A 12,366-nucleotide genomic window follows, 5' to 3' on the forward strand; every position below is an offset into this window, starting at 1 on the left:
CTCGGCACGCTGCAGCAGCTTGCCACCGTCACCATCTCGTCGGCGGTCAGCCTGCTGATCGTCGGCCTGCTGCTGGTATTCTTCGTGATCATCGCTCCGAACGGCCTGATCGGGCTCTGGCAGCAGTTTTTCGGTCGCAAGAGCAGCGAAGCCGATGAACCCGAAGCTCCCAAGCCCGCGGTGAAGACCTCATGACCGCGCCGCTTCTCAAGGTCGACAATGTCAGCAAGCGTTTCGGCGGCTTCATCGCGCTCGACGGCATCAATCTCGAGGTGGCGAAGGGCGAGCGCCTGGGCTTGATCGGCCCGAACGGCTCCGGCAAATCGACGCTGGTCAATTGCATGAGCGGCACGCTGCACAACGAGACCGGCACCGTGACCTTTGACGGCAAGCCGATGAACGGGCTTCTGGCACATCAACGAACCCATATGGGCCTGGCGCGCTCGTTCCAGCTTCCGCGGCCGTTCCACAGCCTGACAGTTGCGGAAAACCTGCGCGTTCCGCTGCTCTACACTGTGCGCATCCGCCGCGACGTGCCGCATACCAAGGAGGAAATGGACCACCGCTGCCATGAAGTGCTGTCGCTGGTTTCGCTCGAGCACAAGGCCAACAAGCTGCCCAAGGATCTGACCCAGGTCGAGATGCGCAAGCTCGAGCTGGCGCGCGCCATGGCGGCCGATCCGAAGCTGCTGATCGCCGACGAGGCAATGGCCGGACTGTCGGGATCGGAGGTCAAGGACATCGTTGCGCTGCTGATCCGGCTGAACGAGCGCGGCATCACCATCATTCTCATCGAACATATCATGGCGGCGGTGATGAGCTTCTCGCAGCGGCTCGTCGTGCTGGTCAGCGGCAAGAAGATCGCCGAAGGCGATCCTCAGGACGTGATCCGCGACCCCGAGGTGGAGAGGGCGTATCTTGGCCAATAGCCTCACCATCCAGAATGTGCATGCCGGCTACGGTGCCGTCCGCGTCATCGAGGACGTGTCGATGGACGTGGACAACGGCAAGACCGTGGTTCTGCTCGGCACCAACGGCAACGGCAAGTCCACCCTCATCAAATGCATCATGGGCCTGTGCCAGCCGAACGAAGGCACGATCGTGGCCGAGATCGACGGGGTGAAGCACAATCTCGTCGGCAAGAGCGTCGAGGAGATCGTGGATCTCGGCATCGCGCTGGTGCCGGAGGGCCGGCGGCTGTTCCCGCGCCTCACGGTCGAGGAAAATCTGCTGCTCGGCGCCTTCCGCCAGAAGGCCCGCGAGCAGATGAAGGCGAATCTCGCGTTCTGCTTCGAGACATTTCCGCGCCTCGCCGAACGCAAGAGCCAGCTCGCCGGCTCGATGTCCGGCGGCGAGCAGCAGATGCTGGCGCTCGCCCGCGCGCTCATGCTCGCACCGAAAATCCTTCTGATCGACGAGCCGTCGGTGGGATTGTCACCGTTGCTGGTGGGCCGCACCATCGACACCATCCAGGAGCTGAAATCGAAATATCAGCTCACCGTGCTGATGGCGGAGCAGAATTTCAACCAGGCGATCCGGATTGCCGATTCCGGCTACGTGATCGTGCACGGCAAGATCGCGTTCGAGGGCAAGTCGGCAAACGAACTGCACAACAACGATCTGATCCGGAAGCTGTATCTGGGGATTTGAGTGGTTGTCGTCCCCGTGAAAGCGGGGACCCATGATCACTACTCTGGAATATGGGCCCCCGCTTTCGCGGGGGCGTCTATGTTGTGTGTCCGGCCCCAGTCACTTCGTCGCTTCGCCGCCTTCGACGATGATGGTCTCGACCTCACCGGCGCCGCTGCGCCGGAACGCGGCCGCATCGTCATATTCCTTCGACGTGAAACAGGCGACGCCCTGCTCGAAGGTCGGGAATTCAATCACCACAAAGCGCTGGAATTTGTCCGGCCCTTCCATGATCTGAAATTTGCCGCCGCGCGCCAGCACCTTGCCGCCGTACCGCGCAATGATGCCCGGCACCAGGTCGGTGTATTTCTTGTACTCGATCGGATCGTTGATCTTCGACCGCGCGACCCAATAGGCGGGCATGTCCTTCCTCCAAGTTGAACGCGTCATGCGGCACCCGGATAAAGCGATATGCGATCCGGACCGCGCGACACGATGACATGAATGTCCTGTATCTCGCTACGCCCGATGGCGGCTAGGATGCGGCATCTGGGCACAAGAGCCGGCAAGAGGGAGGTCGCAACATGCCACGCAGGATCATCGACATATCCGTGCCGCTCGAAAACGATGTCGCGGCTGATCCCCCCGGATACGGGCCGCAGATCGAATACAAGTCGCACAAGCAGACCGCGTCCGACATCTGCAAATTCTTTCCCGGATTGAAGGAGAGCGACCTGCCCGACTCGGAAGGCTGGGCTATCGAATGGATCAAGCTGTCCACCCATTGCACCACACATCTCGATGCGCCGTGGCATTTTGCATCGACCATGGATGGCGGCAAGCGCGCGATCACCATCGACGAGGTTCCGCTCGAATGGTGTTTCAATCCCGGCGTGAAGCTGGATTTTCGGCATTTCGCCGATGGCTACGTGGTGAGTGCCGCCGATGTCGAAGCCGCGCTTGAAGATATCGGACACACGCTTTCACCATTTGAAATCGTGGTGATCAATACGGCGGCCGGTAATGCTTACGGACAAGCGGACTATGTCTCACGCGGTTGCGGCATGGGCCGCGAGGCCACGCTCTATCTGCTGGAGCGCGGCATACGCGTTACCGGTACCGACGGCTGGAGCTGGGACGCACCATTCGTGCACACCAGGGACAAATATATCGCGACCGGAAACGCCAGGCTGATCTGGGAAGGCCACAAGGCCGGCCGCGAGATCGGCTATTGTCACATCGAGAAACTCCACAATCTCGAGAACCTGCCGTCGACCGGATTCACCATTGCCTGTTTTCCGGTCAAAGTGCGCGGAGGCTCCGCGGGGTGGACCCGCGCGGTCGCAATCATGGAGACGGAACTGGATTGATGCTCGACCTCGTGGGATCGAGCGGCTAGGCTTTGCTCACAAAAACCGGCGCCACGTGAATGGACGCCCAGCACAGGGAGAAACTCATGGATCGACGTCAATTCGTCGCGGGTTCGACCGCGGCCATTGCGACCCTCGGAACACTTCCGGTATTCGCGCAGGACGCCTACCCGTCCCGCACCGTCACGCTGATCAATCCGTTCCCGCCCGGCGGCGCGGCCGATGTCGTGGGGCGTCCCTTCGCGGCGATGCTGGAGCCGATCGTCAAGCAGCCGGTGGTGATCGAGACCAAGGCCGGCGCGGCGGGCGCGGTCGGCGCGCAGTTTGCCGCCAGCGCCAAGCCGGACGGTCACACGCTGCTGATCCATATCGTGTCGATTTCCGGATTTGCGGAAGTCGACAAGCTGTTCGGGCGCGAGCCAAAATTCACCCGCGCCGACTTCATCCCGATCGCCCGCTTCACCGAAGGCCCGATGGTGCTCGTGGTCAATGCCGAAACTCCCTACAAGACGCTGAAGGACCTGGTCGACGACGCCAAGAAAAATCCCGACAAGATCATTTTCTCGTCGTCCGGCCTCTATGGTGCGCTGCATCTGCCGACCCAGCTGTTCATGAACGCCGCCGGCATCAAGATGCGGCATCTGCCGACCAATGGCGGGGGCCCGGCCCTGACCGCGATTCTCGGCAACAATTCACAGGTGCTGGCGTCGTCGATCGCCGCCGCCAACAAGCACATCGCCGCCGGCAAGCTTCGCGCGCTCGCCAGCTATTCCGACAAGCGCGCGGCGTCGCTGCCAGACGTACCGACCATGAAGGAGCAAGGCTACGACGTGGAGTTCTATCTCTGGGTCGGCCTGTTCGCGCCCAAGGGCACGCCGGAGGCGGTCGTCAAATCGATCCGCGAATCCGCCAAGGCGGCGGTTGCGACCGACAAGTTCCAGGCGTCGATCAAGAATCTCGGCGACAATGTGCGCTATATGGATCAGCCGGACTTCGCCAAGTTCTGGGACGAGGATGCCAAGCGGGTGGAAGCCGCGGTCAAGTCGATCGGCAAGGTCCAGGGATGAGGCTTCGAGGGTAATGTCAGGCGCAGGATCGCACGCCGCGATCCGCAACATTGAACGCGAATGAACATCCGATCCGACCATCTCGCCGGGGGCGTATTCATCGCCCTCGGCCTTCTCGTTTTCATCCTGGGCTGGAACCTGCCCTTCGGACAGATATCCTCGCCCGGCGCCGGCATGCTTCCGAAGATGCTGGCGGGGCTGATGATCGCCTGTGCCCTGATCATCATGCTGTCCGGGCGAAGCAGCGAGCCGGTGTCCGCGATACCGTGGAGCGACTGGACCCATGCGGCGCTGATCGTCATTATCAGCAGCATCGCGACCTTGCTCTATGCGAGGCTCGGATTCCTTATCACCATGGCGCTTCTGGTGTTCGGTCTCCAGACCATCGTCGAGCGCAAGCCCGTCGTCACGGCCGCGATCTATGCAATCCTCCTCACCCTGTTCGCCTATTGGCTGTTCGCCATCGCGCTGAAGGCGCCGATCGAACGCGGCATCCTGTGGTTCTGACGCCGTGGAAGTCCTCTCAAGCCTTGCGCTCGGCTTCTCGGTTGCGCTCCAGCCGGACGTCCTGCTCTATGCGCTGATCGGCTGCCTCGTCGGCACGCTGGTCGGCATGCTTCCCGGCATCGGGCCGCTCGCCGGCATCTCGATCCTGCTGCCGCTGACGTTCGGGCTCGATCCAACCAAGGCGCTGATCATGCTGGCCGGCATCTATTACGGCTCGCAATATGGCGGCTCGACCACCTCGATCCTGCTGCGCATCCCGGGCGAAGCCGCCTCGGTGATGACCTGTATCGACGGCAACGCGATGGCAAAGAAAGGCCGCGCCGGCGCCGCGCTGTGCATCGCGGCAATCGGCTCCTTCGTTGCCGGAACGTTCGGCGTGATCATGCTGACGCTGATCGCGCCACCACTCGCCACGATGGCGCTGCGCTTCGGCCCGCCGGAATATACTGCGCTGCTCGTGCTCGGCCTGATCTTTCTGGCCTATATGTCGACCACCTCGCTGGTCCGCACCCTGCTGATGGCGATGGTCGGACTTCTGTTCGGCACCATCGGCATCGACGTGGTGTCCGGCCATTTCCGCTTCTCCTTCGACATTCCGGAACTGGGCGACGGTATCGGCATCGTGCCGGTCGCGGTCGGGCTGTTTGGACTCGGCGAAATCCTGTCAACGCCCAGCCGCGACGTGAAGAACGACGTCGCCGCGCCGAAATTCCGCGAATTGCTGCCGACGCGCGAAGAACTTCGTCAGTCGGCGATGCCGATCGCACGCGGCTCGGTGCTCGGATTCTTCGTCGGCGTCATCCCGGGCTCCGCGCATATCATTTCGAGCTTCATCTCCTATGCAATCGAACGCCGGATATCCAAACATCCGGAGGAGTTCGGCAAGGGCGCCGTGGCGGGCGTCGCCGGGCCCGAATCGGCCAACAATGCGGCCTCGACGGGCGCGTTCGTTCCGATGCTGTCGCTCGGCATTCCGACCGGCCCGGTGATCGCGGTGCTGATGGCGGCTTTGCTGATCCACGGCATCCCGCCGGGACCCTCGCTGGTCAACGAGCAGCCGAAGCTGTTCTGGGGGTTCGTCGCCTCGATGTATGTCGGCAACCTGATGCTGCTGCTGCTGAACCTGCCGCTGGTCGGCGTGTTCGTGTCCATCCTGCGCATCCCCTACGCCTATCTCTATCCGATGATCATCATGTTCTGCATCATCGGGGTCTACGAGGTGAACAACTCGGTGGTCGATGTCTGGATCATGCTGATCTTCGGCGTGATCGGCTACCTGTTGAAGAAATTCCGGTTCGACCCGGCGCCGCTGGTGCTCGGCCTCGTGATCGCACCGATCTTCGAGTTGAGCCTGCGCCAGTCCCTGATCATGTCGGGCGGATCGTTCACGATCTTCTATCAGCGCCCGATGGCGCTGATACTGCTGATGGTCAGCGCGCTTCTGCTCGGACTTGCGGTCTGGGGCGCCTTTGTCGCCCGCCGCGACTGGCGCGCCAAGATGGCGGCGGCGGAGGCCGGCGAACAGGTGTAGCTTTCCTTTCGCATGAACTTTTCCAGCGAGTCAGTCATGAAGACGTACCTCATCGCCGTCGCACTCCTCGCAAGCCTCGCTTCCGCCCACGCCCAATCCCGCATTCCGGACCTGAAGGGTACATGGACCGGCAAGGGCAAGGCCGTCGTGCTTGGCGCCAACGCCCATCACCCGGGCACCCAGAAGGCGGCCGATGCCGCGCGCGTGCGCGACATCGAGGCGACGCATGTCGTCGAAGGCCAGGACGGCCGTCTCGCCTGGGGCCACTCGACTTCGGCCGCCGCAAAAGACGCCACGGACCCGTTCGTCTGGGCGCTGGCAAGCGACAACCGCACCATCATCGGTGCGGATGCCGACGGCTATTTCCGCATCACGCTGACGGGCCGCGACCGCATGGACAAATGCTACGCGCATAACGGGCTCAGTCCGTCCGGCTCGGTCGTGGCGGCCTGCTACACAATGACGCGAAAGCGGTAGCTGTCGTCCTCGCCCTCACCTTGTGGGGAGCGCAGGCATCGGCTTATTTCCCCGCCGCCCAATGCGCGAGGGCCGCGAGTTCCTCGTCGCGCAGGCCGAAGATCGCCGCCGTCATGGCGGTATCGGCGCCGCTGCGGCTGTCGGTGAGATACTGCTTCATCGCATGGATCATGTAATCGATGCGCTGCTTGGCGAGCCGCGGCATCTGCTGCTGGCCGGCGAGTGACGGGAGGTGGCACGATTCGCAGCGGCGCTGCGCCGCGATCTTCGCTCCGCGCTCGACCCGCGCGGGATGGACCGTCTCCTCGCTCGGCCGGGGCGCCAGTTTCTCGTAATGGTCGGACAGCGCCTGGATATCGGCGTCCGTCAGACCCTTCACGAACGGCGCCATCGCCTCGACCTTGCGCACGCCCTCGCGCATCAGAATGAGCTGGTTCAGCGTGAAGAAGGACGGCTGCCCGGCCAGCGAAGGAATGTTCTCAAGTCTGGAATTGCCGTCCTCGCCGTGGCAGGCGCCGCATTGCGCGATGCGCTCGGCAAGCGTCGGCATTTGCGCCAAGGCGGGGCCGGATAGTACGAAGAAGGCAAATACAAGTAGTCTCGCGAACAATCTGGAGCGGCACGGCAGCGCCCTGCCCGATCTCCCGCTCGTCTCCGTGAAAGCGAGGACCCGGGGCAACAGCGCGGGGGTTCCCGCATTCGCGGGAATGCGCCGAGCCAGCGGCATCGCGAATGCTCCGACTCACGTCGTGTCGTAGCGTCTCACTTCCTCCTGCCTTTTGCCGGCACCGCTGCCTTCGCATCATAGGTGATGCGATAGGTCGCGCCGTTCTGCTCGTCCGACACCAGCAGCGAGCCATCCTTCATCTGCAACAGATAGGTCGGACGGCCGAAGAACTCATTGGCTTTCTCATCGAGCAAACCGGTCATGAACGGCTCGATCCTGGCCTTGCCGTCGGGTGTGGTGCGCGCCACCACCACGTCGTATCCGGCCTTCTGCGACTTGTTCCACGAGCCGCGGCGCGCGATGAATGCTGCGTTCTGATAGCCCTTCGGAAACATCTCACCGGTATAGAACAGGATGCCGAGCGCAGCCGTATGCGGCCCGAGCAGGGCCGCCGGCATCACGACGCCGGCGCAGGCGTTCGGGACCTTGATGTCGGGATCGGGGCTGCCGTTTGCGTGACAATAGGGGAAGCCGTAATTCGCCCCCTCGGTCGCCTTCGACACGCGGTTCAGCTCGTCCTGGGGGCCGCTGTCGCCGGCCCAGTCGCGGCCGTTGTCGGTGAACCATAATTCCCTGGTCACCGGATGCCAGTCGAAGCCGACCGTATTGCGCACGCCGCGCGCCACGATCTCCATATTCGATCCGTCCGCATCGTAGCGGCGAATCTGCGCATGGATGCCGGGATTGACCTCGCAGATGTTGCAGTTCGCGCCGACCTGGACATAGAGCTTTCCGTCCGGACCGAATGCGGCGTATTTCCAGTTGTGATGCAGCTCGGGAGGGAGGTTGAACTTGTCGGTCATGTCGACCGGATCGCCCGGATTGTCGAGCTTGTCCTCGATATCGTCGAAACGCAGCACCTTGTTGATCGCAAGCACGTAGAGCGAGCCATCCTTCATCACCAGCCCGTTCGGCTGCGTCAGTCCCTGCAGCAGGGTGCGCACCACACGCCTGCCATCCTTCTCACTGATCGCATAGACACGACCGATGATCCGCGAGCCCATGAAGACCGTGCCCTTCGGTCCCTGCACCATCGTGCGCCCGCCGGGATGGCCGCTCGACCAGATGTCCGCCTTGAAGCCTGAGGGCAGCTTCAGTTTGCCGACCGGAATCTTCTCGATCGGGGTCACCGTCGGGGGCACCGCGTGACCCTTCAGACTGGGATCCTGTTTGCTCGCTGCAGGATCGGTCTTGTCGATCGGACTCATGCCGGGGAACTGGGCAAGCGCGGATCCCGCCGCTAGCGAAACCACCGATGCGACGCTCAAGGCCGCCAGCGTCATTCGGGACAATGGTGCCATGAAATCCTCCTCCATGAGGCCGTCACTGAAACGCGGCATTGAAACGCGACTTTGCCCGTCAGTGTCGGCCACACGCGTTCCGCTGACAATCAGGGTGTGACAATGGGCTCGCGCCGGTAGCGCCGGTACTCGTATCCGTCCGCCCGCATTGTTGCGATGCGAGTGACTTCGTCATGCAGCGGCGACAGGTGGCAGACCGGATCGGTGGCGGCAGCATCTCCGGCGAGCAGAAAGGCCTGGCAGCGGCAGCCGCCGAAATCCTCCCGCTGCTTCGGGCAGGAGCGGCAGGGCTCCTGCATCCAGCCGGTTCCGCGGAACGCGTTGAAGGCGGGCGAATGCCGCCAGATGTCCGCCAGCGGATGCTCCGTCACCGACCAGAAGGTCAGCCCCGGGATCACCTCCGCGGCGTGGCAGGGCAGCACCCGGCCCGATGGCGTGACGTTCAGCGAGCGGCGTCCCCAGCCGCCCATGCAGGGCTTCGGGACGCGCGCGAAATAATCCGGCAGCGCGGAATCGATCACGATGCGGCCGTGATGTTGCTTGCGAAGCGCGTCGACCATCGCGATTGCGCCCATCGCCTGCTCGCGGGACGGCATCAGCGCGGCGCGGTTCTTCAGCGCCCAGCCGTAATATTGCACATGCGCGATCTCGACCCGTTGCGCGCCGAGCGACAGCGCAAGCGACACCATCGCGCCGATGCGCTCGATATTGGCGCGATGCACCACGATATTGACGGTCAGCGGCAGGCCGATGCGCGCTGCTTCCGCCGCCACCGCCTGCTTGCGGGCGAACGCGCCGTCATAACCGGCGATCCGGTCGGCGGACACAGCCTCCGCATCCTGAATCGAGATTTGCACATGATCGAGACCGTGATCAGCGAGGGCACCCAATCGGGTATCGGTCAGACCGATGCCGGATGTGATCAGGTTCAAGTAAAGCCCCGCCGCCCGCGCGGCTTTCACGATCTCCGCAAGATCGCGGCGCGACGCCGGCTCTCCTCCGGAAAGATGCACCTGCAGAATGCCGAGCCCTGCGGCCTCGCGGAACACCCGCGCCCAGGTGGCGGCGTCGAGTTCGTCGTCCGGCGCATCAAGCGCCAGCGGATTGGAGCAATAGGGGCAGCCGAGCGGGCAGCGATGCGTCAGTTCGGCAAGCAGGCCGAGCGGAGCGGGCAACGCTGGCGCGGCAGCACCCATCGCTACAACTCCAGCAAGCGTTTGTCGGCGAGCGAGCGCAGCAAATTCGCGACATCGGCCTCGATGCGCTCGCGCGGGGCGCTGAAATTCGCGGCAAGGCCGTCGACGATTTGCGCGAAGGTCGCGTCTCCGGTGCAGCGTTTCAAAATCTCCACGGCGATCGCATCCGCCTTGAAGATCCGCTCGGGCGCCAGCAGCACCCATCCGCCCTGTGCCTCGCTATGCGTGAGCCGCACGCCCCGCGGCAGCCGCGGCCTGGCGTCGGCGGAGATCGCTGCGCCCGCTTCCGAGCCATCCGTCATCACACGGCCTCCGGAACGAAAGCACCGGGCGGAACATGCGCGGGTGCGACATAGGCGTGATGCAGCGCATCCAGCATGGCCCACAGCACGCTGCATTTGAATTCCAGCGCCGCGAGAACCTGCGCCTGCGCATCCGGCGTCCGCGCATGACGCTTCACATGGGCGAGCGCGAAATCGGAATCCTTTGCGGCCTGCGGCGGCCGCTTCTCGAAATAGGCGAGCGTCTCGCGGGTGACGAAATCATAATGCGCGAGCATGCCGTCCATCCGCTCCGAAATGATCCCGGGCGAAAACAGTTCGGTGAGCGACGAAGCAATCGCCTCCAGCAGCGTCTTCTCGCGCACGAACCGTACATAGGCATCGACCGCAAAGCGTGTACCGGGCAGCAAACCCCGCAGCGACACCACATAATCCCGGTCGAGCCCCAGTCCGTCGGTGAGTTTCAGCCAGCGCGCGATGCCGCCGTCTCCCTCCCGCTCACCGTCATGATCGGCTAGCCGCGAGCGCCATTCGCGACGGATCGCGGGATCGTCGCAGCGGGCGATCAGCGACGCATCCTTGATCGGGATCATCGCCTGATAGTAATAGCGATTCAGCGCCCAGGCCTGTACCTGCCCCTTGGTGCATTGTCCCGAATGCAGCAAATGGTGGAACGGGTGCAGACGGTGATAGCGGCGCTTGCCGATATCGCGCAACGCCGCTTCCAGTTCGTCGGGCTGCATGAGCTTCACAGAACGATTTCCATGCCGTCGAACGCAACCTCGAAGCCAGCCGCCTCCACCCGCTGCCGGGCGGGCGAGCCCGCGATCAGGATCGGATTGGTATTGTTGATATGAATGAAAATGCGACGGGCCGTCAGACCGGACAGCGCCGTCATCGAACCGTCCGGGCCGTCGATCGGCATATGTCCCATCCTCATCCCGGTCTTGTCTCCGGCGCGCAGCGCGATCATCTCGTCGTCGGTGAACAGCGTGCCATCGAAAAGAACGGCGTCCGCCCGGCGCAGCCGCTCCATGATCGCGGGCGTCAGACCGGCCGCGCCGGGGATATAGACCAGCCGCCGCTCGCCGCCGCTCAATTCGACACCGACATTCACGGCACTCTCCGAGATCGCCGGGTCGTCCCCTTCCAGATAGAGCGGCATCTTGCCCGGCACGGCAAAGACTTCCGCCGACAAGCCTTTCACCGGAGAGAAGGTTTCACCCAGCGAAAGCGCGTGCCGCGTTACATGTGCCGCATGCAAAGCGTCGAACATCGGATTGCCGGCAATCGCGGCAAGGGTCGCCGGCGTCGCATGGAGCGTGACATCCTGCCGCTCGCGTAATGTCAGCAGCCCGGCAGTCTGGTCGATTTCGGCGCCGGTCAGCAGCACCGCGCGGATCGGAGAATGCCGCAGACCAGCCTTGGGATGCAGCGCTTTCGTGTTCAGGATCTGCGCCCGCAGATCGGGCGAAGCGTTGCAGAGCAGCCAGCTCTCGCCGTCGGCGCTGACCGCGATCCCGGCCTGGCTGCGCGGCACCACGCGCGGATCGCCGGCCCAGGCCAGCGCACAGACCGGGCAATTGCAGTTCCATTGCGGCGAGCCGCCGCCGGCAGCCGCCCCGAGAACGAGTGCCGTCAGACGGCCGGCGGCGCGGTCTTTGATCTGGCTCAGTGCGGCGGTCAGAATTCGGGGGGCAGATAGCCGTTGATCTCGAGGCCGATGCAGATTTCGACGAGCGTGGGGGTGGTCCAGGCCATGACTGCGGGTCCTTTCCGGGAATTCGTGCGTTACCATAACGCGCGAAACCGCGAAATGTCACCGGCAGGAGTGGGCGGGAATTGGGACAATTCCAGCTTGACGCTAAGCCGCGCCGGTCGGCTAGAGTGCGGTCGAGAGATCCGTCCGGACTTCCGGCGCCCCAGGGCCGCCCAACAATTTCGGGAGAACGCATATGACCTATGTTACCGAGGAGAACCTCACCGATCTCGCCATCGAGCGCTGGAGCAATATTCCCGATCCCCGGCTGCGGCAGGTCATGACCTCGCTGGTGAAACACCTGCATGCCTTCGTGCGCGAGGTGGAGCCCACCCCGCAGGAATGGATCGAGGCCATCTTGTGGCTGACCCGGACCGGCCAGATCTGCGACGCCAAGCGGCAGGAATTCATCCTCGCCTCGGACGTCCTCGGCATCTCCATGCTGGTCGACGCCATCAACAACCGCGCCCCCGGCACCGCCACCCCCTCGACGGTGGAAGGCCCGTTCCACATCGCCGATT

Annotated in this window: 14 protein-coding genes and 2 pseudogenes; 9 read left to right on the forward strand and 7 right to left on the reverse strand. The window is 63.7% G+C overall.

The window, feature by feature from the left end; translation table 11 throughout:
- From AB7F49_RS33700 to AB7F49_RS33710, 3 genes and pseudogenes are all read left to right on the forward strand, one after another.
- Nucleotides 1–195: pseudogene (locus AB7F49_RS33700) on the forward strand (hypothetical protein); the annotation flags it as partial.
- Nucleotides 192–929, forward strand: a complete 738-nt coding sequence (locus tag AB7F49_RS33705) for an ABC transporter ATP-binding protein (RefSeq protein WP_428530428.1) — start codon at nt 192–194, stop codon at nt 927–929. The pseudogene AB7F49_RS33700 and the gene AB7F49_RS33705, both read left to right, overlap by 4 nt.
- On the forward strand, nt 919–1,650 hold the full coding sequence (locus AB7F49_RS33710) for an ABC transporter ATP-binding protein (RefSeq protein WP_428530430.1): 732 nt from the start codon (nt 919–921) through the stop codon (nt 1,648–1,650). Before AB7F49_RS33705 ends, AB7F49_RS33710 begins: the two co-directional genes overlap by 11 nt.
- A gap of 99 nt (nt 1,651–1,749) precedes the next feature.
- On the opposite strand, the gene AB7F49_RS33715 is transcribed toward AB7F49_RS33710, so the two are convergent.
- Entirely contained in the window at nt 1,750–2,052 is a 303-nt protein-coding gene (locus AB7F49_RS33715) for a DUF1330 domain-containing protein (protein ID WP_428530432.1), read from the reverse strand.
- Between the two features lie 161 nt (nt 2,053–2,213).
- Here AB7F49_RS33715 and AB7F49_RS33720 point away from each other — a divergent pair, with 161 nt between their 5' ends.
- The 5 genes from AB7F49_RS33720 (at nt 2,214) to AB7F49_RS33740 (ending at nt 6,581) form a co-directional block, all read left to right on the forward strand.
- A complete protein-coding gene (locus AB7F49_RS33720) occupies nt 2,214–2,999 on the forward strand; it encodes a cyclase family protein (protein ID WP_428530434.1) in 786 nt (261 codons plus the stop codon).
- A gap of 86 nt (nt 3,000–3,085) precedes the next feature.
- Entirely contained in the window at nt 3,086–4,066 is a 981-nt protein-coding gene (locus tag AB7F49_RS33725; RefSeq protein WP_428530436.1) for a Bug family tripartite tricarboxylate transporter substrate binding protein, read from the forward strand.
- Between the two features lie 60 nt (nt 4,067–4,126).
- Nucleotides 4,127–4,573 (forward strand): tripartite tricarboxylate transporter TctB family protein, encoded by a 447-nt coding sequence (locus tag AB7F49_RS33730; RefSeq protein WP_428530438.1) that lies wholly within the window; start codon nt 4,127–4,129, stop codon nt 4,571–4,573.
- A 4-nt stretch (nt 4,574–4,577) separates the two neighbouring features.
- On the forward strand, nt 4,578–6,104 hold the full coding sequence (locus AB7F49_RS33735) for a tripartite tricarboxylate transporter permease (RefSeq protein ID WP_428530440.1): 1,527 nt from the start codon (nt 4,578–4,580) through the stop codon (nt 6,102–6,104).
- 36 nt (nt 6,105–6,140) lie between these two features.
- Nucleotides 6,141–6,581, forward strand: coding sequence for a hypothetical protein (locus AB7F49_RS33740; protein ID WP_428530442.1), 441 nt, complete (start codon nt 6,141–6,143; stop codon nt 6,579–6,581).
- 43 nt (nt 6,582–6,624) lie between these two features.
- Here AB7F49_RS33740 and AB7F49_RS33745 read toward each other — a convergent pair whose 3' ends face one another.
- From AB7F49_RS33745 to pqqA, 6 genes and pseudogenes are all read right to left on the reverse strand, one after another.
- Complete coding sequence (locus AB7F49_RS33745) at nt 6,625–7,131, reverse strand: c-type cytochrome (protein ID WP_428530444.1); 507 nt, start codon at nt 7,129–7,131, stop codon at nt 6,625–6,627.
- Between the two features lie 212 nt (nt 7,132–7,343).
- On the reverse strand, nt 7,344–8,609 hold the full coding sequence (locus AB7F49_RS33750; protein ID WP_428530446.1) for a PQQ-dependent sugar dehydrogenase: 1,266 nt from the start codon (nt 8,607–8,609) through the stop codon (nt 7,344–7,346).
- Nucleotides 8,610–8,698: 89 nt separating this feature from the next.
- Entirely contained in the window at nt 8,699–9,805 is a 1,107-nt protein-coding gene (pqqE, locus tag AB7F49_RS33755; RefSeq protein ID WP_428530448.1) for a pyrroloquinoline quinone biosynthesis protein PqqE, read from the reverse strand.
- A 2-nt stretch (nt 9,806–9,807) separates the two neighbouring features.
- Nucleotides 9,808–10,829 (reverse strand): annotated as a pseudogene (gene pqqC, locus AB7F49_RS33760) (pyrroloquinoline-quinone synthase PqqC).
- 5 nt (nt 10,830–10,834) lie between these two features.
- Entirely contained in the window at nt 10,835–11,728 is an 894-nt protein-coding gene (gene pqqB / locus AB7F49_RS33765; protein WP_428530452.1) for a pyrroloquinoline quinone biosynthesis protein PqqB, read from the reverse strand.
- A 41-nt stretch (nt 11,729–11,769) separates the two neighbouring features.
- A complete protein-coding gene (gene pqqA / locus AB7F49_RS33770) occupies nt 11,770–11,847 on the reverse strand; it encodes a pyrroloquinoline quinone precursor peptide PqqA (protein ID WP_120265452.1) in 78 nt (25 codons plus the stop codon).
- A gap of 194 nt (nt 11,848–12,041) precedes the next feature.
- Here pqqA and AB7F49_RS33775 point away from each other — a divergent pair.
- A partial coding sequence (locus AB7F49_RS33775) for a dioxygenase (RefSeq protein ID WP_428530450.1) occupies nt 12,042–12,366 on the forward strand: 325 nt, incomplete at its 3' end.

Origin of the sequence: Pseudorhodoplanes sp., assembly GCF_050250235.1 — a bacterium.
GTDB lineage: Bacteria > Pseudomonadota > Alphaproteobacteria > Rhizobiales > Xanthobacteraceae > Pseudorhodoplanes.